We start from the raw sequence: 23,520 nt of genomic DNA, 5'->3' as shown, positions 1-23,520 counted from the left end.
GCTCAACCGCCGCTCAGCACGCGCACGCGCGCGCCGTCGACCAGCAGCAACTGGCCATCGGTGACCACCCGCTCGCCACCGTCCAGACCCTTGCTGACCACCACGCGGTCGGCCGTGCCACTGCCGATCGTGACCATCCGCTGGTGCACCACGCCGCCCGCATCAACCACGAACACGAAGCTGCCGCGCGGCGAGTTCTGCAGCGCCACCGCGGGTACCGTCACCACGTGGGTCAGCCGCGTGGTGGGCAGGGTGATCTCGACGAACTGGCCGGGCGTGAGCTCATCGTCCTCATTCGCATAGCGGGCCTTGAGCTGGATCGTGCCGGTGCTGGCGTCCACCGCGTTGTCGATGAAGTCCAGCGTGGCCTGCATCGACGCGGCCTTGCCCGGCAAGCGCACGATCACCGGCACCGCACCACGGGCATGCGCGGCCTTGAGCCCGGCCAGTTCGGCTTCGGGCACGGCGAAACGGATGTGGATCGGCTGCACCTGATTGAGCACCACCAGATCGGTGCTGTTGGCGCTGACCTGCGCGCCGGGATACACCAGCGGCGCACCGGCGATGCCGTCGAACGGCGCGCGGATCGTGGCATAGCCCAGTTGCGTGCGCGCCAGTTCCACCGCCGCCTGGTCGGCCTTCATCGCTGCGGCATACAGGCCGGCGTTGGCCTTGGCCTCGTCGTAGGCCGATTTGGCCACATAGCCGTCCTTGAGCAGCGGGCCGTAGCGTTTCAGCAGGGCCTGTGCGTTGGCGTACTGCGCCTGGTCGCGGGCCAGGTTGCCCTTCGCCTCGTCCAGCTGCGACTGCAGCAGGCTGGGGTCGAGGCGGATGATGGTGTCGCCCTTGGCGACATGGCCGCCGGGCTTGAACGAGAGCGCCTGCAACTGGCCGCTGACGCGCGACTGCACGGTCACCGTGGACCATGCCTGCGCGCTGCCGATCACCTTCAACGAGAGATCGATGTCGCCGCGCTGCGCCGTGGCGACCCTGACCGGCACGGCCTGGGCGGGTGGGGTTGCCTGCGCGCTCGCCGCGCCATCACGCCCGCGCCAGAACTGCTGCGCCCCGAAACCGGCGAGCAGCAGCGCAGCTGCCGTCAACAGCAGTTTCCCGGATTTGTTCTGCGGCATGCTCGCTCCGGCCACGCCGGGTCAACCGGCGCGTGGGCGACACGCGGCTTGACCACGACATTCAATGCTTTTGCCCGGCCGTGGGGGCCAGGGGCCCACCCGGTACCGGCGACGCTCCATTCTGCGCCCGCGCGCCGGCAACCCGTGCAGGACCGATGGCACATGACATCGCGCGGATCAGTCGGAGGCGCCCGGGTTCTCGCCCGCATCCAGCGCCTGCAGGTTTTCCTTGATCCGGTTGAGCACGCCCAGCGCGTGTTCGAGTTCGGCGTACTCGATGCCCGCGGTGGCATCCTTGCGCAGGTCGCGCGCGATCAGCTCCATGTCGCCGATGACGACGCGTGCGCGGTCGGTGACGTAGAGTCGCCAGGCGCGGCGGTCGCGCGGATCGGCGCGGCGCTCGACGAAGCCCGCGGCCTGCAGCCGGTCGATCACCCGGCCCACCGCGATCGGCTCCATCTCCAGCGATTCGGCCAGTTCGGTCTGGCGCAGGCCCTCGCGGTGGTACAACATCTTGGTGGCGCGCCACTGCACGCGGGTCAGCCCGAATCTCACCGCGCGCCGATCGAAATGCTTGCGAAACAGCAAGGTCACGTCGTTGAGCAGATACCCGAAGGATAGGTCTTCCGTTTTCGCCATGATGCGCTGCCCCCGGCCGCCCGAAACCTGAGGCCAGCATAAGCCGCCCGCCTCCTGCAAAGCCATGCCCCTGGACATCGTCATTGCCGACATCACCACGCTGCACGTGGATGCCATCGTCAACGCCGCCAATGCCAGCCTGCTCGGCGGCGGTGGCGTCGACGGCGCGATCCACCGCGCCGCCGGTCCCGCGCTGCTGCAGGCCTGCCGGCAGCTTCCGTCGGTGCGTCCGGGCGTGCGCTGTCCGACTGGCGAGGCGCGCATCACGCCGGGCTTCGCGTTGCCGGCGGCACACGTGATCCACACCGTCGGCCCGGTGTGGCAGGGCGGCACGCAAGGTGAGGCGCGACTGCTGGCAAGTTGCCACGCCAACGCGATGCGGCTGCTGCGCGAGCACGGTTTGCGCACGATCGCGTTCCCGGCAATCAGCTGTGGCGTGTACGGCTATCCGGTGGCGCAGGCGGCCGCGGTGGCGCTGGCCAGCCTGCGCGACGAACTCGCCCGCGACGATCGCGTCAGCATCACCGTATGCTGCTTCAGCAACAGCGTGGCCGACATCTTCCGGCGTGTGCGCGACGCCACGCCGGACGACGGCACACCCTTCAACGCAGCTTGAACGGATACAGCGGCGGCAACGCGTCGTCCGAGTGATCGCCCGTGCCAGTCTGGCGCCAGGCGAAACCCCGCTTGAACGCCTCCGCCGGTGCCGTGCCGCCGACGTCGCCCGCCGCCGTACCGGCGGCGTAGCGACGACGCTGCAAGTCGTCGATCACCGCGCGCTGTGCCGCATCGTCCAGGGCAGCGGACAACTCGCCCGGATGCTGGACGTGCGGTCGCTCGGCGCGCGCCCAGGCCATCAGGCAGTGCAGTTGTCGTGCGGCGTCGGTGCCGCGCGCGGCGCTGATGAACTCCTGTCGCGCCCGGCGCGCGCTGTCCGGCACAACCGCGGGCGCCGGGGAAGCTTTGGGCATGGCGCGCCGCCGACGCTGCCACCACCAGGCCAGCACGCTGAGCAACCACAGCGCGAGACTGGCCAGCGCGATCCAGCGCCATGGCATGGCACCGGCGGGCGCGAGCATGGGCACGGGTGCGGTCGTGGCGGGCGCAGTCGTCGCCGCCGGGACCGCGCCTGCAGGTGATGCCGTGCTGCCGCCGATCGCCGGCAGCACCTCGATGCTGCGCGCGGGGATCTGTGCCACCTCCAGCCGGTCGGTGAGCACGTTCCACCAGGTCACCGTGGTCGCCGGGATCGTCAGCGGGCCGGGGCGCTCGGGCACGATGGCGAACGCCTGCTCGCGCTCGCCCACGGTCCACTGCCCGGCGACGTGGTTGCGGCTGACCGGCTTGTCCGGATAGACCGTGGCGCCGTCCAGCGGCGGCAGGCTCAGGCTCGGCAGCGCGTCGTCGGACAAGCCGGTGGCGCGCAACGTCATGGTGAGGTTGAGCGGCTGCCCCACGCGCACCGGCTGCTGCGCGTCCGGCCAGCCGTCGATCGTCAGGCTCAACGCCCGCGCCGGCAACCACGCCTTGTTGCCCCAATCCGCAGGCGCCGCCTGCACATCGATCGCCACCGGCGCGGCGCTGGCCGAGACGTTGTTGGTGGCGCCGAAGAAGCTGCCCGGGTCGTACGGGTCAACCGCACTGCCCTGGAAACTCGCTGCAGGGATTTCCAGCCGGCCGGCCTGCTGCGGGATCAGCGCATAGCGCCGTTCCAGCACGTGGTAGCTGCGGCCGCCGCGTTGCGTGTCGTAGCCGATGTCCTTGCCCAGCGGCTGCAGCGTCGCCCCATGGACATCGGGCATGTCGATCGAGCCGCCGCTGAGGTTGCCCGCGTAGAACAGCTTCACCACATAGCTGAACTGCTCGCCGACATAGCCGCGCTGTGGCTCCACCGTCGCCTCCATGAACACGTCGCGATTCGGCGCGGCACCCGCCACGGGCCCCTGCGCGTCGACCTGCAGCGACAGCGGCGCCGTGCGTTCGCCGGCGACCTGCAGCGACGGGATCTGCAAGCTGCCGGCGCGAAGAGGCCGCAGCGCGATGCCGAAGGTGAGGCTGGACGTCGCCTTGCCGTTCTCGACCGACAGGCTGCTGTTCTGCGAGGTGCCGAGGATGCTGAAATCCTGTTGCAGCGCCTGCAGGTCGGGCATCGCGGCGGACGCGGCGGCGCCCTCGACGCGGATATTGAGCGTGACCGTGTCGCCCAGTTGCACGTGATCGCGATCCAGCGTCGCGCTCACCTGCGCCGCGTGCGCGACCGGCAGCAGCATCAGCGCGAACAGGCACAAGACGATGATGCGTGCGTGACTCATGGCTGGTCGTCCTCCTGAGCGCCGCCACCGTGGCGCTCGCGATATTCCAGTTCGAACTTGCGCCGCAGCAGGCCGCCGGGGTCGTCCTGCACGCGCTGCAGCGCGTGGCGCAGGTCGGCCGGCAGCTTCGACTGCGGATCATCCCGGTCCAGCGTGCCGAGCTGGTGCGTGGCCGGCGACTTCGCGTCCGCGGACTGGCCGGCGGCCAGCGCCTGGTCCATCTGCTGCTTCAAGGCGCGCTGCGCCTGCTCGGCCTGCGCCTTCTGCTCGGCGCGCTCCCGCGCACTGCGTGGCGCGGGCTGATCGTGCGTGCCGGCGTCGCCGGGTCGCTGCGAACCGTTCGACGACTTGTCCTGTTCCCCCGCACCGGAAGGCGGCTGGCTCTTGTCGGATTTGCCCTGCCCCGACTCGTCCTGCTCCGATTTGTTCCCACCCGATTTTTCCTGGCCTGATTTCTCCTGGCCCGACTTGTCGTCACCCGACTTGTCCTGCTCGGACTTGTTCTGGCCCGCGCTGTCCGGCGAGGATTTTTGCTGCTTCGACCGCCGTTTCAGCCACTCTTCCACGGCTTGGCGGTTGGCCTTGGCGTCGGCATTGGCCGGATCGAGTTGCAGCGCCTGGTCGTAGGCCTCGATCGCCTGTCGATACTGCTGCGCTTTCGCCAGCGCATTGCCGCGGTTGTAGGCGGCATCGCTGCCGGGGGCGTGCTGCAGCGCGTCCGCCGCCGCGGCATAGTCGCCGGCGCGGTAAGCCGCCACGCCGCGCCAGGCGGGATCGCGGGCGAGTTGCTGCGCCTGCACGGCATGGCCGTCGCGCAGCGCCTGCACGGCCTGCTGGTCGGGGCGTTGCCACAGGTCCTGCCAGGTGCCGGCCTGCGCCGTGCGCGGCAGCAGCGGCAGGCTGACCAGCAGCACGAGCATGATCCAGCCGCGGCGAAACGCCGTGGCGGCCACCAGCAGCAGCGGCAGCAACAGCCACGGCCCGCGATCCTGCCACTGCGCACCGTGCTGGCCGCTGGCCTGGGCGGCGCCGCTGCTGCGCAGTTGCGCGTGCAGGGCGTCGATGTCGCCGTGGTCGGCGCTCATCGCCACGTAGACGCCGCCGCCTGCGCGCGCCAGCGCGTCAAGCGCGGCGGCGTCGCGTGCGGCCAGCACCATGCGGTCCTGCGCGTCGTGCAGGAAGCCGCCCTCGGGCAGCGGGACCGGGCCGCCGTGGACGCTGCCCACGCCGAGCACCGAGACGCGCACGCCGGCGGCGAGCGCCTTGCGCGCGGCCGCGTCGGCGGCGGTATCCGCCTGGTCGGTGATCAGCACCAGCGTGCCGCCGTCGGCATTCGCCTGCTGGACCAGACGCACGCCGCGGTCGATCGCCGCGGCCGCGTCGTTGCCGTCCACCGGCATGGTGTCGGGCGCCATCGCGTCGAGCAGATCGTCGAGGCTGTGGGCATCGGAGGTCAGCGGCGCGACGACGAAGGCCTCGCCAGCGTAGCCGATCAGCGCGTTCAGGCCGGCACGGTTGGCCGCCAGCAGCTCGTGCGCCTTGAGCCGTGCGCGATCGAGCCGGCTCGGCGCCACGTCGCGCGCCAGCATGTGCCGCGACAGCGAGATCGCCAGCACCTGCGCCGGACGGTTGGCGTACAGCGCCTGCTCGACGCGGTTCCAGGTCGGCCCGGCCAGCGCCAGCGTGGCCAGCAGCCAGGCCAGCGCGAACAGCCACAGCGGCAACTGGCGCCGGCGCGGCTGTCCGCGCAGCAGCCGTGGCAGCAAAGCCGGGTCGACCAGTCGCGACAGGATCAGCTGGCCGCTGTCGCGCCGCCAGCACGGAAGCGCCAGCAGCGGCAGGCCGAGGAGTGCCAGCAACCACCAGGGGTGCAGGAAATGGAACTGTTGCAGCAGCTCGCTCATGCCGCCTGCTCCCGCACACGCAGCCGGGTGGGCACGATCGCCAGCAGCAGCAACACCAGCGCAGCCAGCAGCGGCCAGCGGAACAGTTCGTGGCGCGGCCGCAACGCCGGCCCCTGCCGCGGCATCGGCTCCAGCGCGTTGATGGTGCGGTAGGCGTCGGCCAGCTCGCTGCTGTCGGTGGCACGGAAGAAGCGCCCGCCGGTTTCGGCGGTGATCGCCTTGAGCATGTCGGCGTCGAGGTCGGCCGAGGGGTTGACCATCTGCAGGCCGAAGAATCCCGGCACCTGCATCGCGGTGGCGCCGATGCCGATGGCGTAGATCCGCACGCCCGCGGCCTTGGCGGCACGCGCCGCCTCGCGCGGAGCGATGCCGCCGGCGTTGTTGACGCCGTCGGTGAGCAACACCAGGACGCGCGCTGCCTCCGGCAGGCCCGCCAATCGCTTCACCGCCACGGCGATGGCGTCGCCGATCGCGGTCTGGTCGCCCGCCAGGCCCACCGCTGCGGTCTGCAGCTGCGCGCGCACGGCCGAGAGGTCGTAGGTCAGCGGCGTGACCAGATAGGCCTGGCTGCCGAACAGGATCAGGCCCATTTCGTCGCCGCGGCGCCGGCTGATGAAGTCGCTGGCGATCGCCTCCACCGCGCCGAAGCGGCTGACCGGTTGGCCGGCCAGCTGCATGTCCGGCGTGCGCATGCTGCCGGAGAGATCCACCGCCATCATCATCGCCCGCCCGCTGCGCTGCTGCGCCTGCGGCGGACCCAGCCACTGCGGCCGCGCCGCGGCGGCGAGCAAGCACAACCAGGCCAGCCCGAGCAGCCACGGCGCGGCACCGTGGTTGCGCCGATCAGCCACCGAATCCAGCTTCACGCCCGGCTGTGGCAGATGCAGCGCGACGCCCGGGGCGGCCGCACGCCACCACCAGCGCAGCAACCACGGCAACGGCAACAGCAGTACGGCCCAGGGCCAGGCGAATTCAGGCATCGGCTGGCTCCGAGGAGGGCTTCTTCCGCTTCCATGTGGACGGCTTTACGGCCAAACGCAGCCACCGCCGTGCGGCCTCGACGAGATCGTTCTCGTCGCCGCTGCGGGGTGGCTGGTAGATGAGCTGCTCCAGCCGATGCAGGCTGTCCTGCGTGGCCGCGTCCACCGGCACCCGCGCCAGGACGTGCCGCCAGGCATCGCCACGCAGATGCACCGCGGCGGCGTCCTGTTCACGGGCGACGCGCCGCAAGAGTTGATGCAGGCCGCCGAGCAGGGCCGCGCGATCGCCGTCCTCGCGGTGCCGCCGGACAAGGTTCTCCAGCTCGCCAAGAATGCGCCGCTGCCGTTGCCGCACGCGGCAGCGGCGTTGCCAAACCCACGCGAGGCCCGCAAACACCAGCAGCGCGAGCACGGCAAGCAGCCACCAGCCGGGTGCGGGCGGCCACCACGAGGGTTCGGCCGGCAGGTGGATGTCGCGCAGTACCGGCCCCGGCGCAGCGGCCGTCGGCGGCGTCGCCGCCGCGATCATCGCGGCGACCTCTTGCGACCGATCAGGCCCGCCACGGCATCGAGCGGATCGGCCGCGGTATCGATGGTGGCGTGGCGCAGACCCAGCGAGCCGGCCAACTCACTCAGCCGTCGGGCGCCTGCACCCAATGCCTGGCGAAAATCTGCACGCTGATGCGCCGACTGCAGCCGCACCTCGCGACGCTCGCCTGCATGCTCCAGCGGATAGCGCCCCGGCGGCGCGAGCTCCAGCTCCAGCGCATCCGCCGTGACCAGCACGGCCACGCCCGCGTGCCGGGTCAGTTCAATCAGTCGCTGGCGCGCGGCGGCGTCGCAACTGAAGCCGTCGCTGAGCAGCAGGACGCGGCTCGCACTCCGCGCCACGTGTGCCGCGCGTGTCAGCGCATCGGAGAGCGGCTGTTGTTGGTCGGCGCGATCCGCCGCGTGCCATCGCGCCAGCGCACCGCATACGGCGAGTGCACCATGCGCACCGGCTTGCGGCGCCAACCACTGGTCGACGCCGCCGAAGCCCAGCATCGCCACGCGCTCGCCGGCACGGGTGGCAAACCACGCGGCCAGTGCCGCCGCGCGGGCCGCCTGCACCGACTTGAAACGCACCCGCGTGCCGAAATGCATGCTGGCATGGGTATCGAGCAGGATCAGCAGACAGCCTTCTCGATCCTCCTGGAACAGCTTCGTGTGCAGCTTGCCGCTGCGTGCGGTGAGTCGCCAGTCGAGTCGGCGCACATCGTCGCCGGCCTGGTAGACGCGCGACTCGGCGTAATCCATGCCGCGGCCGTACAGACGGCTGGACTGCTGGCCGTGGCGGGCGGCGCGCGTGCTCAGCGGCGCCATGCGCACAGAGCCGACGCGCGCACGCAACGCGATCAGCTCGGCCAGCGACACCTCGCTTGCGCCATTGCCATCCGCGACTTGTGACGCCAGGACACTCACGGCAGCGGCACGAGATCCAGCAGGCGCGCCACCACCTGGTCGGGAGTGACGCCTTCGGCCTGCGCTTCGTAGCTGAGCAGCACCCGATGGCGCAGCACCTCATGGACGATTGCATGCACGTCCTCGGGCAACACGTAGGCGCGGCCGGCCAGCCAGGCCTGCGCCCGCGAACAGCGATCCAGCGCGATGGTGGCGCGCGGGCTCCCGCCCCAGGCGATCCAGCGCTTCAATTCCGCGCCATAACGGCCGGCGTCGCGCGTCGCCAGCACCAGCTGCGCGAGGTACTCCTCCAGCGCCGGCGCCATGTGCACGGCCATCGCCGCATCGCGCGCGGCAAACACCTCGTGCTGGCTGAGCAGCGCGCGTGGGGGCGCGGCCGGGTGGGCGCGCCGGCTGGCCTGCTCGCGCGCCAGCTTGAGGATCGCCAGCTCTGCCGCGGCATCGGGATAGCCGATCGTCACGTGCATCAGGAACCGGTCGAGCTGGGCCTCCGGCAGGCTGAAGGTGCCCTCCTGCTCGATGGGGTTCTGCGTGGCCATCACCATGAACAGCTCGGGCAGTTTCCAGGTGCTGCGGCCCACGGTGATCTGCTGCTCGGCCATCGCCTCGAGCAGGGCCGACTGCACCTTGGCCGGCGCGCGGTTGATCTCGTCGGCCAGGATGATGTTGTGGAACAGCGGCCCGCGCTCGAACTCGAAACTGCCCGACTGCGGCCGGAACACGTCGGTGCCGGTGAGGTCGGCCGGCAGCAGGTCGGGGGTGAATTGCACGCGGTGGAAATCCGCCTCGATCCGCGCCGCCAGCGCCTTCACCGCGGTGGTTTTGGCCAGGCCGGGCGCGCCTTCGACCAGCAGGTGGCCGTCGGCCAGCAGCGCCACCAGCAGGCAATCGATGAGTTTCGGCTGGCCGATGATGCAATCCGCCAGCTCCTCGCGCAGGCGGGCGAACGATTGCTGCAGCGCGCCGAGAGGCGGGTTTTCGGGCATGTCCATGGGCAGTTCCAGTTACGGGGCAAGGCCTGCGGCATCCTTGGAGAGCGGACGCGTCGGCGTGCTTCAGACCATCATCGGCACGGGAAGTTTAATGTGACGTGCGCCGGCGGCCGGCGCGCACGAAAAAGGGCGGCCGAAGCCGCCCCTTTTCTTCGCCGCTGCGTGGCGGCTTACTGCAAGGTGTCGCTGAGGATGCGCGGCGTCACGAAGATCAGCAGCTCCGCCTTGGTGGTGCTGCGCTTGGTGTTGCGGAACAGCGCGCCGAGACCGGGGATGTCGCCCAGCCCGGGCACCTTGGACACGGTGTTGCTCTTGTTGACCTCGTAGATGCCGCCGAGCACCACGGTCTGGCCGTTGTCGACCAGCGCCGAGGTATTCACCTCGCGCGTGTCGATCTGCGGCACCTGGCCGTTCGGCGTGTTGAGGAAGCCGGCCAGCGCATCCTTCTTCACGTTGATCGCCAGGTAGACGCGGTTGTCGGCGGTGATCGTCGGGGTCACCTTCAGCTCCAGCACGGCGTCCTTGAACTGCACCGAGGCGGTCGGTGCGCCACCGGTGCCGGAGCCCTGGTTCTGGTAGGTGACATAGCCGACTTCCTGGCCCTGGCGGATCACGGCCTCCTGCTGGTTGGCGGTGATCACGCGCGGGCTGGAGATCACCTCGCCACGGCCTTCGGATTGCGCTGCGGAGAGCTCCAGGTCGATCGCGTAGTTGGCGCCGAGGATGGCGAAGCCCAGCGTGCTGCCGCCGTTCACCGGCATGTTCACGTTGAAGCCGCCGGGCAAGGTCACCGCACCCGGATGCGGCGGAGCACCCTGGCTGCCGTTGGCCACCCAGTCGGTGACTGCGTTGTTGTAGTTGACGATGTTGTTGTGCACGCCGGTGCCGTACTTCAGCGCGCCATCGCCGGTCGGTGCGGTGGTGATGATGTTGTTGTTGTTGGTCTGGTTGCCGGACACGCCCCACTTCACGCCCAGCTCGCGGGTGAAGTCGTCGGTGGCCACCACGATGCGCGATTCGATCAGCACCTGCTGCACCGGCTTGTCCAGCACGGCGATCAGCTCACGCAACTGCTTGATCTTCTCCGGCGTGTCGTTGAGCAGCAGGGTGTTGGTGCGCTGGTCGAACGAGACGCTGCCGCGCGGCGAGAGGAAGCCGCGCTGGGTGTTGGAGCCGCCGCCACCGCCGCCCTGCATGCTGCCGGTGGTCAGCAGCTTGGCGATGTCGGAGGCCTTGCCGTAGCTGATCGGCACGTAGTCGGTGACCAGTTCGGCGGTGTCCTGTGCCTTCAGCTTGGCATCGGCCAGGTCTTGCTCGTACTTGGCCAGCTCGGCCTGCGGCGCGACCCAGATGACGTTGCCGTTGCGGCGCTTGTCCAGGCTCTTGGCGCGCAGGATCACGTCCAGCGCCTGATCCCACGGCACGTTGACCAGGCGCAGGGTGACGCTGCCGCCGACGCTGTCGGAGGCGACCAGGTTGAGCCCGGAGATATCGGCGATCAGCTGCAACGCCGAGCGCACCGGGATGTCCTGGAAGTTGAAGGTGACGCGCTTGCCGTTGTAATTGGGCTGCGCGTCCAGCTTGGCCAGGCGCTCATCCTTGGCGGCGGCCTTCTTCGGTGCCACCTCGACCACGTACTGGTCGGGGGTCTGGTAGGCCGAGGTCTCGACCGTCCCCTTGGTGTCGATCTCGATGCGCGCGCCGCCGCCGTTGCCGACGCGGCTGGTGATCGACTGCACCGGGGTGGCGAAGTCCAGCGTATCCAGGCGCTGCGCGAGGTTGGCCGGCAGGTTGGCGTGATCGATGGTGACCACCACCTTGTCGCCCTGACGGGTCATTTCCGGCTGCGCGCCGCTGCCGCTGAAGCTGACCAGCACGCGGCCCTCGCCGTTCGGGCCGCGACGGAAGTCGATGTTGGAGATCGCCGGGCCATCGGAGGACGACGGCAGCCGCTTGGTCGGGTCGATCGTGGAGGCGGTGGTGACCGCCTGGTCGGCGGTGCCGTTGTTGATCGTCAGCACCAGGCTGTTGCCATCGACGCTGGCGCGGTAGCTCGACGCGCGCATCAGCTCGACCACCACGCGGGTGCGCCCACCGGCAGACACTGCCGAGACGCCGGAGGTCGAACCCTTGCCGATGTCCATGTGCCGCCCGGCGGCATTGGTCGTATCGGGCAGGTCGACCGCGATGCGCGGCGGATTGTCCGTGGTGAAGATCTTCGGCTCCGGCACCGGGCCGTCGCCGAAGTTCAGGTGCAGCTGGACGCTGCCGCCTGGCAAGGCGTCGTAGCTGATGTTCTTCAGCGTGGTGGTGGCCGCGATGGCGGCACTGGCCCAGGTGGCACCGACGATCAGCAGGCCCATCAGGAAGTAACGGCTCGCATGGCGCATGACTCGGCCCCGCACGGATTGGAATTGGTTGGTCATTGCATCTGCCCCTGTGTACCTATTGCTCGCCGAGTGCGACGCTGGCGGGACGTTCCATCCAGCCACCATTGCCGTTGGATACCAACTCGACCAGATCGACATGGTCTTCGCTGATGGCGGTGATGTGTCCGTAGTTCTGTCCCATGTATTCCCCCACATGGACGCGATGGATGACACCACCCGGGTCCTTGATCAGGACCTCCATCTTCGGACCGACACCGACCGTACCGACCATCTTGAGGCTGTCGAGGGCGAACATCTCCAGCGGCTCCTTGGCCCGGTTGGCGTCCGGCCGCGGTCCGCTGGTCGCGTTGTCGTTCTGCAGTTCGGCCGTGCTGGGGCTGAACGGATCACGCTTGTCCTGGTCTTCGTACTTGAACGTCTCGAAGGTCTTGATCACGGGCAGCGGCGGAATCGGCGCACCCTTCTTGGCCTTCTCCTGCGCGACCCAGGTGCGCAGGTCGGACATGCCGCGGGTGCAACCGGCCAGAACCAGCACAGCCAGCAGGATCAGCAGCAGCCGCGTCACGCCGGCGGACTTGCGGGCAATCGACTTGTTCATCATTTCTTCGCCCCCGCCTTGGTTGCCGCGGCAGCGCTTTCGTCGTCATCGAGATAACGGTAGGTCTTGACCGTGCCCTCCAGCACCAGTTGTCCGGTGCCAGCGGTGCCCGCCTTGGTCGGCGCCTTCGGCGTCAGCGAGACGTCGTGCATGGTGAGGATGACCACTCGCGGCAGCGAAGCCACGCCGCTGATGAAGGTGCCGAACTGATGGTAGGTGCCGGTGAACTTCAAGGCGATCGGTCTCTCCGCGTAGAAGTCCTTGGGCGTTTCCGCGCCAGGCACGAACAGGTCACTCTCCAGCCCCGCGGCCTGCGCGGTCTGCGAGATGTCGATCAGCAACTCGGGCATCTCGGTCTTGCTGGGCAGTTGGCGCAGCAACTGGCGCAGCATGTCCTGCATCTCGTTGAGCTGCTGCTCCAGCGCCTCGAGATTGACCGACTTGGCCTGCTTGGTGGAGAACTCCTGCTTGAGGCTGTTCTCCTTGGTGGCCAGCGTGTCGAGACTGTCCTGCTGGTCGCTGACGATGAAGTACCAGCCCACCAGCAGCACCACCGCGAGGACCAGCACGGTGAAGAAGATCTTGACCGACTGCGGCCAGCCGCCGACGTTGTTCTTGTCGAGGTTTTGCAGATCGCTGAAGAAACTCATGATCCGGCACCTCCCTTGGCAGCGGCGGCAGGGGTGGGCGTGACTTCCGGCGTTGACCTGGCCGTGGCGGAGGTCGCGCTGGCCGGCGGCGCGTTGAGCGCTGCAGGTACGGCCGGCGTGGCCGTGGAGGTAGTCGGTTCCACCTGCGCCTTGGTCGGGTCGACCTCGTCGGTCTTGGGCCGGCTCAGCGTCACGTTGAGGCCGAACTGGTAGGGCATGCGGGTCGCATCATGGGTGTTTTCGGTCTTGCGCAGGTCCGCATGGCCCATCCACGGCGAGGACTCGATGTTGCGCATGTACTCGGCGACGCTGGCGTTGGACTGCGCCACGCCGTCGAGCGACATCGACTGGCCGCTCTGCTTGAGCGCGGTCAGCCGCGCACTGGTCGGGATGGTTTTCACCAGTTCGTCGAACAGGTGCACCATCTGCGAGCGATCGGCCTGCAACTGCTCGATGATCTGCTTGCGCGCCAGCAGGTGCTCGCGCACTTTTTCCAGGTCCTTGATCTTGGCGATGCGCACGTCCAGCTGCTTGATTTCGGTCTGCAGGTAGGCGTTGCGGTCGTTCTGGTTGTCGATGCGCTGGTCCATCCAGAAGATCCACAGCAGCAGCAGCAGCACGGCGGCCACGAAAGCGGCGGCCAGCTGCATGTAGAACTCGCGTTCGCGCTGCTTGCGCCGCTCCGCGCGCCACGGAAGTAGGTTGACGTGTGCCATCAGTCGAAGCTCCTCAGGGCGAGGCCGACCGCGATCATCAGGGCCGGGGCATCCTGCGCCAGCGCCTGGGCCTGCACCCGCGGCGACAACGACATGCGGGCCAGCGGGTTGGCGACCACGCAAGGCACGCCGAGCTGCTCTTCCAGCATCGGGCCCAGTCCCTCGATCGAGGCGCAGCCGCCGGCCAGCACCACCTGGTCGACCTTGCTGTATTCGCTGCCGGCGAAGAAGAACTGCAGCAGGCGGCTGATCTGCTGGATCAGCGACTCCTTGAACGGCTCCAGCGCCTCGGTCTCGTAGGACTCCGGCAGGCCGCCCTTGCGCTTGGCGCGGCCAGCCTCCTCGTAGGAGAGCCCGAAGCGGCGCATGATCTCGTCGGTGAGCTGCTTGCCGCCGAACACCTGTTCGCGCGAATAGATGGTGCGCTGGTTGCGCAGCACGGAAAGCGTGGTCATGGTCGCGCCGATGTCGACCACCGCCACCAGGGCGTCGCGGCCGACGTTGAGCTGGTCGGCGACCATCGCGAAGGCGTTCTCCATCGCGAAGGCCTCCACGTCGATGACGCCGGCAGTGAGGCCGCCCAGATCCAACGCCGCCACGCGCATGTCGACGTTCTCGGTGCGCGAGGCCGCCAGCAGCACGTTGTTCATGTCCGGGTTGTCGCGTACCGGGCCGATCACCTCGAAATCGAGGCTGACCTCGTCGATCGGATACGGGATGTACTGATTGGCCTCGACCTGGATCTGGCCCTCGAGGTCATCGTCGGATAGCTCGCTGGTCATCGGGATGATCCGCGTGATCACCGCCGACCCGGCCACCGCGGCGGCGGCGTGCTTGAGCTTGGAACCCGAGCGGGCCAGGGCGCGGCGGATCGCGTCGCCCACCGCCTCGACCTCGACGATGTTCTTCTCGACCACCGCATTGGGCGGGAGCGGTTCCACCGCGTAGTGCTCCACGCGATAGCGCCCGCCCGCCTGACTCAGCTGCAGCAGCTTGACGGCGGTCGAACTGATGTCGACGCCGATCAGCGCCGGCTTCTTCGGTGTAAAGAGCCCCACGGTGTGTCCCCCTTGCCGCTGACGCCCTGACCAGAGTTCTGGCGGGATGCGCAGTGGCATTAAATCTAAAAATTAACGCAATGGCAACGGTCTACAGGAACTTTCTCAAGTAATTGGCGTGATGTCCACCACATTTGCAGAGCTTGCCCGGCTGGCGCGCCTCTTGCTTTGCGGAGCCGTCCTCGGTTGCCTGACGAGCATGTTGCTACATCTATACTCTGTCATGCTTTGACTCAGGTCTCGCTATCCACACCATGCGAATTTTCAAGCGTTTGTTGCGCTGGGCACTGCTCCTGGCCTTTTCCGGTTTGCTTCTGGCAGTGCTCGCGACAGGCGTGGCGTACTGGTTGATAGCTCCCCGGCTGCCCTCGGTGGCGGTGCTCAAGGACTATCACATGCAGGTGCCGCTGCGCGTGCTGAGCGCCGATGGCAAGCTCATCGCGACTTTCGGCGAAACCCGGCGCATCCCGGTGGACATCGCCGAGGTGCCCGACCGGCTCAAGCACGCGGTGCTGTCGGCGGAGGACGCCGACTTCTACCACCACCCCGGCGTGGACTGGCGCGGCATCGCCCGGGCCGGCTGGCACGTGATCATCACCGGCGGCGACAAGGGACCCGGCGGCTCCACCATCACCCAGCAGGTGGCGCGCAACTTCTTCCTGAGCCCGGAAAAGCTGTACTCGCGCAAACTTACCGAGATCTTCATCGCGCTGCGCATCGAGCACGAGCTGACCAAGGACCAGATCCTGGAGCTCTACCTCAACAAGATGTTCCTCGGCCATCGTTCCTATGGCGTGGCGGCGGCGGCCGAGTACTACTACGGCAAGACGCTGGACCAGCTCACCGTGGCGGAGTGCGCGGCGATCGCCTCCACTTTCCAGCTGCCCTCGGCGGTCAATCCGATCAACAGCCCCAAGCGCGAGATGGCACGGCGCAACTGGGTGCTCGGCGAGATGCTGCGGCACAACTACATCACCCAGGCAGTGTACGAACAGGCGGTGGCCGAGCCGAATCGCGCCTTTGCCCACGAGCAGCCGATCGAGGTCGACGCGCCCTACCTCGCCGAGATGGTGCGCCGGCAGGTGCTCGACCGCCTCGGCAATGACGCCCTGACCGAAGGCTACGTGGTCCGCACCACGGTGCAGAGCATGCGCCAGCAGGAGGCGGTGGACGCCCTGCGCGACGGCCTGGTCGCCTACGACCACCGCCATGGCTGGCGTGGGCCGGAGGCGCACAAGGAGCTGGCCGAGGGCGCCGGCGAGGCGGATTTCGACCAGGTGCTGGCCAGTTACGGCAGCGTCTCGGGTATGCAGCCGGGACTGGTCATCAGCAGCGACGCCGACCATGCCAGCGTGTACCTGTCCAGTCACGAGAGCGCCCGGCTCGACCTCGACGCGGTGAAATGGGCTCGGCCGCACATCAGCGACAGCCGCGTCGGCGCCGCGCCCACGCGGGTCGATGCCGTGCTCAAGCGCGGCGACGTCATCCGCCTGGCCCGCGACGAGAAGGGCAACTGGCAGCTGGCGCAGATACCTGCCGTGCAGGGCGGGCTGGTCTCGCTCAATCCGGAAGATGGCGCGATCGAGGCCCTGGTGGGCGGCTTCAACTTCAACCGCAGCAAGTTCAACCGCGCCGTGATGGCCGCGCGCCAGCCGGGTTCGAGTTTCAAGCCGTACCTCTATTCCGCCGCTTTCGATCGCGGCTTCACCCCGGCCTCGATCGTCAACGACGCACCGCTGGCGCTGCCCGACCCCTCGCGCCCCAACGGCATCTGGACGCCGTCCAACGACGACGGCAAGTTCGCCGGCCCGATGCGCCTGCGCGAGGCGCTGGTGCAATCGAAGAACCTGGTCTCGGTGCGACTGCTGGATGCCATCGGGGTGAGCTACATGCGCGAATACGCCACCCGCTTCGGGTTCTCGCAGGACGCGATCCCGGCCAACCTGTCGATGGCGCTGGGCACCGCCTCGGTCTCGCCGATGGGCATGGCGCGCGGCTACGCCGTGTTCGCCAACGGCGGCTACCTGGTCACGCCGTATTTCATTCACGAGATCGACGACCGCGACGGCAAGCCGGTGTACCTGGCCAATCCCGCCCGCGCCTGCCGCAACTGCCAGGAACGCCTGCTCGACACGCGCCCGCCCGGCCCGCCGCCGCCGGACATGACCCGGCCGCCGGCCAATCGCCTGGCGACCGCCGGCAGCACGGACGCGCCCGCCGAGTCGGAGAGCGTCGACGGTGTCGGCGATGCGGTGCTGCCGGCCGACATCCACGACGGCGCCCGGCATGCGCCGGTGCTCGCCCCGCGGGTGATCGGTCCGCGCAACGACTACCTGATCACCTCGCTGATGAAGGACGTGATCCTGCGCGGCACCGGTTCGGCCGCGCGCGCGCTGGAGCGCCCCGACCTGGCCGGCAAGACCGGCTCCACCAATGACCATCGCGATGCCTGGTTCGTCGGCTTCGACGGCGAGTTGTCCACCGCGGTCTGGGTGGGTTTCGACGACTACAGCTCGCTCGGCCGCGGCGAATTCGGCGCCAAGGCGGCCTTGCCGGTGTGGATGCAGTACATGGGCGCGGCGCTGAAGGGGCTGCCGCCCAGCACGTTGCCGATGCCGCCCGGAATCAGTACGGTATGGATCAACCGCGAAAGCGGCCTGCCGACCGGTGCGGACGACCCCAACGGCATGAACGAGATGTTCAAGGTGGAAGACGTCGACCGCCTGCGCAGCCAGGCCGCCCAGCAGAAGGAGCAGGACAAGCAGCACGCCTACGAGATCTTCTGACCCGGGGGCAGGCGACGCCGCTCCCGGACGCCGCCATCCAATGTCGAGGAGTGCGTCATGTCCCGAGGCGAACACCACCGCATCCACGCCCATGACCGGCTGCAACGCAATCGCCTGCGCGTGGCCCAGGAAGCGGCCCGGCTGATGAGCGAGCACGGCATCCGCAATTTCCACCATGCCAAGCTCAAGGCCGCCGAACGGCTGGGCATACTCGACAGCCAGGCGCTGCCGCGCAACCTCGAGATCGAACAGGCGCTGCGCGAACACCAGCGCCTGTTCCTCGGCGACAGCCAACCCCAGCTGCTGCGCCAGCGGCGCGAGGCGGCGGTCGAGGCGATGACCTTCCTCGCCCCGTTCGAACCGCGCCTGGTCGGCGCCGTGCTCGACGGCACCGCCGACATGCATTCGGCGGTGTGCCTGCACGTGTACAGCGACGATGCCGAAGCGGTGGTGCGCTTCCTGCGCGAGCACGGCGTGCCGCTGGAAATGCAGGTGCGCCGCCTGCGCTACAGCCGCACCGAGCAGCCCGAGTACCCGGTGCTGCTGTTCGCCGCCGACGCCGTGCCGTTCGACCTCACCGTGCTGCCGCGCAACGCGCTGCGCCAGGCGCCGCTGGATCGCACCGACGACCGGCCGATGCGCCGCGCCGCGCTGGCCCAGGTGGAGATGCTGCTGGCCGAGGACGATGCCGACGAGGGCTTCGAACAGCGCCTGCGCGCCGCGTTGCGCTGACCGCGCCGAGCGCCAGATGCAGAACGCCCCGGCCAGGCCGGGGCGTTCTGCGCGAAACCGAGGATCAGCCCAAGCGGTGAATCAGCGCTTGCCGGCCGGCACGTAATCACGCACGTCGGCGCCAGTGTAGACCTGGCGCGGACGGCCGATGCGCGATCCGGGCGTTTCGTGCTGCTCGATCCAGTGCGCGATCCAGCCGGCGGTGCGCGCGATGGCGAACATCACGGTGAACATCTCGGTGGGGATGCCCAGCGCCTTGTAGATGATGCCGGAGTAGAAATCGACGTTCGGATACAGCTTGCGCTCGACGAAGTAGTCGTCCTTCAGCGCCGCCTCTTCCAGCTTCATCGCCACGTCCAGCATCGGATCGTTGACGCCCAGCTCGTCCAGCACCTTGTGGCACATCTCGCGAATGATCTTGGCGCGCGGGTCGAAGTTCTTGTAGACGCGGTGGCCGAAGCCCATCAGGCGGAAGCTGTCGTTCTTGTCCTTGGCGCGCAGGATCGCCGACTCGACGTTGTCCGGCGTGCCGATCTCCTCCAGCTGCTTGAGCACCGCCTCGTTGGCGCCGCCATGGGCGGGGCCCCACAGCGCGGTGATGCCGGCGGCGATCGAGGCATACGGGTTGGCGCCGGTGGAACCGACCAGGCGCACGGTGGAGGTGGACGCGTTCTGCTCGTGGTCGGCATGCAGGATGAACAGCAGGTCCAGCGCCTTGGCCGCCACCGGGTTCATCTGCAGCGGCTCGCTCGGCACCTCGAACATCATGTGCAGGAAGCGGGTGACGTACTCGAGGTTGTTGCGCGGGTAGCGCACCGGCCAGCCGATCGTGTAGCGGTAGCAGGCTGCCGCGATGGTCGGCATCTTGGCGATCAGGCGGATCGCCGCCATCTTGCGGTCGGCCGGGTCTTCCACGTCCAGCTTGTCGTGGTAGAACGCCGACAGCGACGCCACTGCCGCGGCGAGCATCGCCATCGGGTGCGCGTCGTGGTGGAAGCCCTGGAAGAAGTTCTTCTGCGCCTCGTGCATCATCGTGTGATGCGTGATGTCATGTTCGAACGTGTCGAACTCGGCAGCATTGGGCAACTCGCCGTTGAGCAACAGATAGGCCACTTCGAGGAAGCTGGACTTCTCGGCCAGCTGCTCGATCGGGTAACCGCGATACAGCAGCACGCCCTTGTCGCCGTCGATGTAGGTGATGGCACTCTTGGTGCTGGCAGTGCTGCCGAAGCCCGGGTCATAGGTGAAATGGCCGGTGTCCTTGTACAGCGTGCCGATGTCGATGCACGCGGCACCGAGCGTGCCGGAAACCAGCGGCAGTTCGCTGCTCTTGTGGCTCGATTCATCGACCAGCTTGACGGTCTTGGGGTCGGACACGGAAACCTCCTCGCATGTGGTTCGTCGCCGGCGACGACGGTGGGGACGTCATCGCGCGGCAAGGGAAAGGGTGGATGTCGGCAGCCGGGGAAAGCACGCGACGCAACCGATGCCGGAAACCGGCTGGAACAAGCTCCGCGAAGACTTGCGCCACTCTGCTGCAGGCATCGGGCCACTGCCCATTATCGCACAACGGCGGTCGCGCATTCGATGGCGAATGGTCGTACGCCGGGCACGAAAAAGACACGGGGCAAGCCTGCGCCTGCCCCGTGTCTCGAACCGCCCGCAACCCGGAGGGAGCGGAGGTAAAAGGGTTTATTCCTTGACCGAACCGGCGTAGCGGCGGCGGAACTTGTCCACGCGGCCACCCACGTCCAGGGTCTTCTGCTTGCCCGTGTAGAACGGGTGCGAATGGCTGGAGATATCCACCTTGATCAGCGGGTACTCATTGCCGTCTTCCCACTTGACGGTTTCCTTGCTGGACATGGTCGACCGGGTGAGGAACGAGAAATCGGACGACAGATCCTGGAACACCACCGGGGCGTAGTTCGGATGGGTATCGGCTTTCATGACAGACTCTGAATGCGGCGGTGAAAAGAGCGGCATTGTAGCGGGCAACGCCGGGAACGCGCAAGCACGGGGGTTCAGCCGGGCACCCCCAGCGCGCGCTGCACCATCGCGGCAAAGCGGGTGTGGTCGACCTCCAGCACGATGTTGGCCTGCGCCGGCCGGCCCAGGCGCCCTTTCCAGTCGACCACGGTGGCGCCGCGGGTCAGGCGGCCGTCCAGCTCTACCGCGACCGCGCGGCGTTCGCTGCGGGTGACGATGGTCGGGTCGAGCGCGACCGCCATCGCCAGCGCATCGGCCGCCACCAGCCCGTGGCGGTCGTGTTTGGCGTTGTAGCCCCGCGCGGTCGCCGCGATCTTGCCGAAGAACGCCGCGCGCCGGTCACCGGCAGCGAGCCAGCGGTCGAACTCCGCGTCGTCGAAGGCGTGGCGCAGGGTTGCCTCCCAGTCCACCAGGTCGAACGACGGGAACGCCTCGAACACGACGTGCGCAGCCTCGGGGTCGAAACCGATGTTGAACTCGGCCGGCACCCTGCCGGTATTGCCGTGGCCGGTCACCGCGCCGCCCATCACCACCAGCCGCTTCACCCGCTGCGGCAGGCCGGGGTCGAGCCGCAGCGCCAGCGCCAGGTTGGTCAGTGGCGCCAGTGCCACCAAGGTCAGCTCGCCGGGACGCTCGAGGGTCAGGCGCAGCAGCGCCAGCGCAGCGGACTCGGCGGCGACCGCGGCGGCGGGCTCGGCGAAGCCGACGTCGCCGAAACCGTCACGCCCATGCACGAACGCGGCATCTTCCTCCGGCGCACGGACCAGCGGCATGGCGCAACCGGCGAACACCGGCGTGGCCAGGCCAAGCAGGTCGACCAGCGTGCGTGCGTTGCGCAGGGTGTGCTCCAGGCCGACGTTGCCGGCGGCAATGCCGAGGCCGGCGATGTCGGCATGCGCGGCGGCCATCAGGATGGCGAGGGCGTCGTCGACGCCGGGATCGGTGTCGATCAGGAGTTGCGGCTTGGTCATGTGCATCGGGTTCCTGTCCAGCCGTCCAGTTTATGGGATGAAACGGCGGGGGGCGACTACTGCCGATGACCGCTCACGCATCTGCGAACCGCGCGGCGCCGCCGATCCAGCGCTCGATCAACCGGCTGGTCTGGTCGGGGAACTCGGCCAGCATGCGTTCGCCCACCGCCTGCACCGCGGGCAGCAGGTGCGCGTCGCGCGACAGGTCGGCGATGCGGAAGGCGAGTTGGCCGGTCTGGCGGGTGCCGAGCACTTCACCGGGGCCACGCAGTTCCAGATCCTTCTCGGCAATGCGGAAGCCGTCGCTGGTTTCGCGCATGACCTGCAGGCGCTCGCGCGCGAGCTGGCCCAGCGGCGGTTGATACAGCAGCACGCAGTTGGAGGCCACCGCGCCGCGGCCGACGCGACCACGCAACTGGTGCAGCTGTGCCAGGCCAAGCCGCTCGCTGTTCTCGATCACCATCAGGCTGGCATTGGGCACGTCGACGCCGACCTCGATCACCGTGGTGGCCACCAGCACGGCCAGCTCGCCGGCCTTGAACGCGTCCATCACCGCCTGCTTGTCCTTTGCCTTCATGCGGCCGTGGATCAGACCCACGGCAAAGCCCTCCAGCGCCGCGCACAACTCGGCGTGGGCGACTTCGGCCGCCTGCGCGCGCAGCTGCTCGGATTCCTCGATCAGGGTGCACACCCAGTACACCTGCCGCCCCTCGGCGCAGGCGGCATGGATGCGCTCGATCACTTCGGCGCGGCGCGCATTGGATACCGCGATGGTCTGCACCGGCGTGCGTCCGGGCGGCAATTCGTCGATCGACGAGACGTCGAGATCGGCATACGCGCTCATCGCCAGCGTGCGCGGAATCGGCGTGGCGGTGAGCACCAGTTGATGCGGCACCAGTCGGTCCTGGCGGCCCTTCTCGTGCAATGCCAGCCGCTGCTGCACGCCGAAGCGGTGCTGCTCGTCGACGATCACCAGGCCCAGCCGCGCAAATGCCACGCCCTCCTGCATCAAGGCGTGCGTGCCGATCACCACCGCCGCGCCGTCGGCCACGCGGGCCAGCGCCTGCCGGCGTGTCTTGCCGGTGACCTTGCCGGCCAGCCATTCCACCTCGATGCCCAGCGGCTGCAACCACTGCCGGAAGTTGCGCAGATGCTGCTCGGCCAGCAATTCGGTCGGTGCCATCAGGGCGGTCTGGTAGCCCGCGTGCACCGCGGCCAGCGTGGCCAGCGCGGCCACCACGGTCTTGCCGCTGCCGACGTCGCCCTGCACCAGGCGCAGCATCGGCTGGGCCTGCGCCAGGTCGCGCGCGACCTCCTCGCTCACGCGCTGCTGCGCCGCGGTGAGGCGGAACGGCAATGCGCGCAGCAATTGCCGATGCAGCTGCCGCGGTGCGCCCAGCACCGGCGCACGGCGTTGCCGCACCACGGCGCGCAGGCGCTTGAGGCTAAGGTGCTGGGTCAGCAACTCCTCGAAGGCGAGCCGCTGCTGGGCCGGGTGGCGACCGAGCAGCAACTGGCCCAGGTGCGCGTCCGGCGGTGGCCGGTGCACGTAGAGCAGCGCATCGCGCAGCGATGTCAGGCCGTGCGTGCGGCACAGCGCCGGCGGAATAAGCTCCAGTTGCCCGGCCGGCGGCAGCAGGGCCAGTGCCTTGCCGATCACCGCGACCAGGCGCTTCTGGCCCAGGCCCTCGGTAGTGGGATACACCGGACTGAGCTGCTCGTCGACCACCGAGGCTTCGCTGCCACCCAGGCGCTGGTAGCTCGGGTGCACCATCTCCAGCCCCTGCGCGGCGTGGCGCACCTCGCCGTAGCAGAGCAGCCGCGTGCCCGGCACCAGTTGTTCGGCCTGCGCGCGATTGAAATGGAAGAAGCGCAGCAGCAGGGTCTGCGCGCTGGCGTCGCCGATCGCCACCTTGAGTTGCGGGCGATGGCGGAAGCCGCGCTCGACGGCCTCGACCACGCCCTCGACCTGCGCGCGTTCCCCTGCGCGCAAGTCCGCGATCGCGGTGATGCGCGTCTTGTCCTCGTAGCGCAACGGCAGGTGGAACCACAGATCCTGCACCCGCGTCAGGCCGAGCTTGCCCAGCGACGCGACCAGCGCCGGGCCCACGCCGGGCAACGTGGCGAGCGGCGCGATGCCGGGGTCGGCAATGGCGGGAGAAACGGGACGGGCGTTGCGCGTGGCCATGAAACCCAAGCCTAACCGAGCATC

20 protein-coding genes are annotated in these 23,520 nt (G+C 68.8%); 3 read left to right on the top strand and 17 right to left on the bottom strand.

The features are described from left to right. Positions 1 to 2: 2 nt before the first annotated feature. Positions 3 to 1,133, bottom strand: a complete 1,131-nt coding sequence (locus tag ACVCMI_RS03670) for an efflux RND transporter periplasmic adaptor subunit (protein ID WP_447097411.1) — start codon at positions 1,131 to 1,133, stop codon at positions 3 to 5. Positions 1,134 to 1,310: 177 nt separating this feature from the next. Next, positions 1,311 to 1,772: a MarR family winged helix-turn-helix transcriptional regulator gene (locus ACVCMI_RS03665; protein WP_395116007.1), complete on the bottom strand. Its 462-nt coding sequence runs from the start codon at positions 1,770 to 1,772 to the stop codon at positions 1,311 to 1,313. Positions 1,773 to 1,836: 64 nt separating this feature from the next. Between ACVCMI_RS03665 and ACVCMI_RS03660 the strand changes: the two genes are divergently transcribed. Beyond that, entirely contained in the window at positions 1,837 to 2,388 is a 552-nt protein-coding gene (locus tag ACVCMI_RS03660; RefSeq protein ID WP_395116005.1) for an O-acetyl-ADP-ribose deacetylase, read from the top strand. Here ACVCMI_RS03660 and ACVCMI_RS03655 read toward each other — a convergent pair. The 11 genes from ACVCMI_RS03655 to ACVCMI_RS03605 form a co-directional block, all read right to left on the bottom strand. Beyond that, entirely contained in the window at positions 2,375 to 4,084 is a 1,710-nt protein-coding gene (locus tag ACVCMI_RS03655; RefSeq protein WP_447097412.1) for a BatD family protein, read from the bottom strand. The genes ACVCMI_RS03660 and ACVCMI_RS03655 overlap by 14 nt on opposite strands. Beyond that, positions 4,081 to 5,988: a tetratricopeptide repeat protein gene (locus ACVCMI_RS03650; protein WP_447097413.1), complete on the bottom strand. Its 1,908-nt coding sequence runs from the start codon at positions 5,986 to 5,988 to the stop codon at positions 4,081 to 4,083. The genes ACVCMI_RS03655 and ACVCMI_RS03650 overlap by 4 nt, the downstream gene beginning before the upstream one ends. After that, positions 5,985 to 6,968 (bottom strand): VWA domain-containing protein, encoded by a 984-nt coding sequence (locus tag ACVCMI_RS03645; RefSeq protein WP_447097414.1) that lies wholly within the window; start codon positions 6,966 to 6,968, stop codon positions 5,985 to 5,987. Before ACVCMI_RS03645 ends, ACVCMI_RS03650 begins: the two co-directional genes overlap by 4 nt. Beyond that, positions 6,961 to 7,497, bottom strand: a complete 537-nt coding sequence (locus tag ACVCMI_RS03640; RefSeq protein ID WP_395121205.1) for a DUF4381 domain-containing protein — start codon at positions 7,495 to 7,497, stop codon at positions 6,961 to 6,963. The genes ACVCMI_RS03645 and ACVCMI_RS03640 overlap by 8 nt, the downstream gene beginning before the upstream one ends. After that, positions 7,494 to 8,429, bottom strand: coding sequence for a DUF58 domain-containing protein (locus ACVCMI_RS03635; protein ID WP_447097415.1), 936 nt, complete (start codon positions 8,427 to 8,429; stop codon positions 7,494 to 7,496). Before ACVCMI_RS03635 ends, ACVCMI_RS03640 begins: the two co-directional genes overlap by 4 nt. Continuing rightward, on the bottom strand, positions 8,426 to 9,421 hold the full coding sequence (locus ACVCMI_RS03630) for an AAA family ATPase (RefSeq protein ID WP_447097416.1): 996 nt from the start codon (positions 9,419 to 9,421) through the stop codon (positions 8,426 to 8,428). The genes ACVCMI_RS03635 and ACVCMI_RS03630 overlap by 4 nt, the downstream gene beginning before the upstream one ends. A gap of 170 nt (positions 9,422 to 9,591) precedes the next feature. Next, positions 9,592 to 11,811 (bottom strand): type IV pilus secretin PilQ, encoded by a 2,220-nt coding sequence (gene pilQ / locus ACVCMI_RS03625; RefSeq protein WP_447097417.1) that lies wholly within the window; start codon positions 11,809 to 11,811, stop codon positions 9,592 to 9,594. 55 nt (positions 11,812 to 11,866) lie between these two features. After that, positions 11,867 to 12,409: a pilus assembly protein PilP gene (locus ACVCMI_RS03620; protein ID WP_395121197.1), complete on the bottom strand. Its 543-nt coding sequence runs from the start codon at positions 12,407 to 12,409 to the stop codon at positions 11,867 to 11,869. Then, entirely contained in the window at positions 12,409 to 13,059 is a 651-nt protein-coding gene (pilO, locus tag ACVCMI_RS03615; protein ID WP_395121195.1) for a type IV pilus inner membrane component PilO, read from the bottom strand. The genes ACVCMI_RS03620 and pilO overlap by 1 nt, the downstream gene beginning before the upstream one ends. Then, positions 13,056 to 13,775 carry a PilN domain-containing protein gene (locus ACVCMI_RS03610; protein WP_395121193.1) on the bottom strand — a complete coding sequence of 240 codons (720 nt, stop codon included), beginning with the start codon at positions 13,773 to 13,775 and terminating at the stop codon, positions 13,056 to 13,058. The genes pilO and ACVCMI_RS03610 overlap by 4 nt, the downstream gene beginning before the upstream one ends. Continuing rightward, complete coding sequence (locus ACVCMI_RS03605) at positions 13,775 to 14,833, bottom strand: pilus assembly protein PilM (protein ID WP_395121191.1); 1,059 nt, start codon at positions 14,831 to 14,833, stop codon at positions 13,775 to 13,777. The genes ACVCMI_RS03610 and ACVCMI_RS03605 overlap by 1 nt, the downstream gene beginning before the upstream one ends. Before the next feature lie 347 nt (positions 14,834 to 15,180). Here ACVCMI_RS03605 and ACVCMI_RS03600 point away from each other — a divergent pair, with 347 nt between their 5' ends. Together ACVCMI_RS03600 and ACVCMI_RS03595 are read left to right on the top strand one after the other, a co-directional pair. Next, positions 15,181 to 17,619 carry a penicillin-binding protein 1A gene (locus ACVCMI_RS03600; RefSeq protein WP_447110619.1) on the top strand — a complete coding sequence of 813 codons (2,439 nt, stop codon included), beginning with the start codon at positions 15,181 to 15,183 and terminating at the stop codon, positions 17,617 to 17,619. A 57-nt stretch (positions 17,620 to 17,676) separates the two neighbouring features. Beyond that, on the top strand, positions 17,677 to 18,351 hold the full coding sequence (locus ACVCMI_RS03595; protein WP_395121187.1) for a hypothetical protein: 675 nt from the start codon (positions 17,677 to 17,679) through the stop codon (positions 18,349 to 18,351). Positions 18,352 to 18,432: 81 nt separating this feature from the next. Here the strand turns inward: ACVCMI_RS03595 and ACVCMI_RS03590 are convergent, their stop codons facing one another. From ACVCMI_RS03590 to recG, 4 genes are all read right to left on the bottom strand, one after another. After that, entirely contained in the window at positions 18,433 to 19,728 is a 1,296-nt protein-coding gene (locus tag ACVCMI_RS03590) for a citrate synthase (RefSeq protein WP_447097419.1), read from the bottom strand. A 315-nt stretch (positions 19,729 to 20,043) separates the two neighbouring features. Next, positions 20,044 to 20,298, bottom strand: a complete 255-nt coding sequence (locus tag ACVCMI_RS03585; protein WP_395121183.1) for a type B 50S ribosomal protein L31 — start codon at positions 20,296 to 20,298, stop codon at positions 20,044 to 20,046. A gap of 74 nt (positions 20,299 to 20,372) precedes the next feature. Then, positions 20,373 to 21,308 (bottom strand): nucleoside hydrolase, encoded by a 936-nt coding sequence (locus ACVCMI_RS03580; protein WP_447097420.1) that lies wholly within the window; start codon positions 21,306 to 21,308, stop codon positions 20,373 to 20,375. Positions 21,309 to 21,381: 73 nt separating this feature from the next. Then, the gene (recG, locus tag ACVCMI_RS03575) at positions 21,382 to 23,496 is read right to left on the bottom strand and encodes an ATP-dependent DNA helicase RecG (protein ID WP_447097421.1); all 2,115 of its coding nucleotides are present in this window, start codon (positions 23,494 to 23,496) and stop codon (positions 21,382 to 21,384) included. Positions 23,497 to 23,520: the final 24 nt, after the last annotated feature.

It is taken from the genome of Rhodanobacter sp. UC4448_H15 (assembly GCF_052978265.1).
Note: the sequence above shows the minus strand (reverse complement) of the source record. Positions and strands in the feature narration are given on the sequence as shown.

Excerpts from the sequence above, each read along its gene's own strand:
- ACVCMI_RS03595 (WP_395121187.1), top strand. The coding sequence starts at position 17,677 with ATGTCCCGAGGCGAACACCACCGCATCCACGCCCATGACCGGCTGCAA.
- pilO (WP_395121195.1), bottom strand. The coding sequence starts at position 13,059 with ATGAGTTTCTTCAGCGATCTGCAAAACCTCGACAAGAACAACGTCGGC.
- recG (WP_447097421.1), bottom strand. The coding sequence starts at position 23,496 with ATGGCCACGCGCAACGCCCGTCCCGTTTCTCCCGCCATTGCCGACCCC.
- ACVCMI_RS03665 (WP_395116007.1), bottom strand. The coding sequence starts at position 1,772 with ATGGCGAAAACGGAAGACCTATCCTTCGGGTATCTGCTCAACGACGTG.
- ACVCMI_RS03630 (WP_447097416.1), bottom strand. The coding sequence starts at position 9,421 with ATGGACATGCCCGAAAACCCGCCTCTCGGCGCGCTGCAGCAATCGTTC.
- ACVCMI_RS03645 (WP_447097414.1), bottom strand. The coding sequence starts at position 6,968 with ATGCCTGAATTCGCCTGGCCCTGGGCCGTACTGCTGTTGCCGTTGCCG.
- ACVCMI_RS03670 (WP_447097411.1), bottom strand. The coding sequence starts at position 1,133 with ATGCCGCAGAACAAATCCGGGAAACTGCTGTTGACGGCAGCTGCGCTG.
- ACVCMI_RS03660 (WP_395116005.1), top strand. The coding sequence starts at position 1,837 with ATGCCCCTGGACATCGTCATTGCCGACATCACCACGCTGCACGTGGAT.
- ACVCMI_RS03620 (WP_395121197.1), bottom strand. The coding sequence starts at position 12,409 with ATGAACAAGTCGATTGCCCGCAAGTCCGCCGGCGTGACGCGGCTGCTG.
- ACVCMI_RS03655 (WP_447097412.1), bottom strand. The coding sequence starts at position 4,084 with ATGAGTCACGCACGCATCATCGTCTTGTGCCTGTTCGCGCTGATGCTG.
- ACVCMI_RS03580 (WP_447097420.1), bottom strand. The coding sequence starts at position 21,308 with ATGACCAAGCCGCAACTCCTGATCGACACCGATCCCGGCGTCGACGAC.
- ACVCMI_RS03585 (WP_395121183.1), bottom strand. The coding sequence starts at position 20,298 with ATGAAAGCCGATACCCATCCGAACTACGCCCCGGTGGTGTTCCAGGAT.
- ACVCMI_RS03640 (WP_395121205.1), bottom strand. The coding sequence starts at position 7,497 with ATGATCGCGGCGGCGACGCCGCCGACGGCCGCTGCGCCGGGGCCGGTA.
- ACVCMI_RS03610 (WP_395121193.1), bottom strand. The coding sequence starts at position 13,775 with ATGGCACACGTCAACCTACTTCCGTGGCGCGCGGAGCGGCGCAAGCAG.
- pilQ (WP_447097417.1), bottom strand. The coding sequence starts at position 11,811 with ATGCGCCATGCGAGCCGTTACTTCCTGATGGGCCTGCTGATCGTCGGT.
- ACVCMI_RS03650 (WP_447097413.1), bottom strand. The coding sequence starts at position 5,988 with ATGAGCGAGCTGCTGCAACAGTTCCATTTCCTGCACCCCTGGTGGTTG.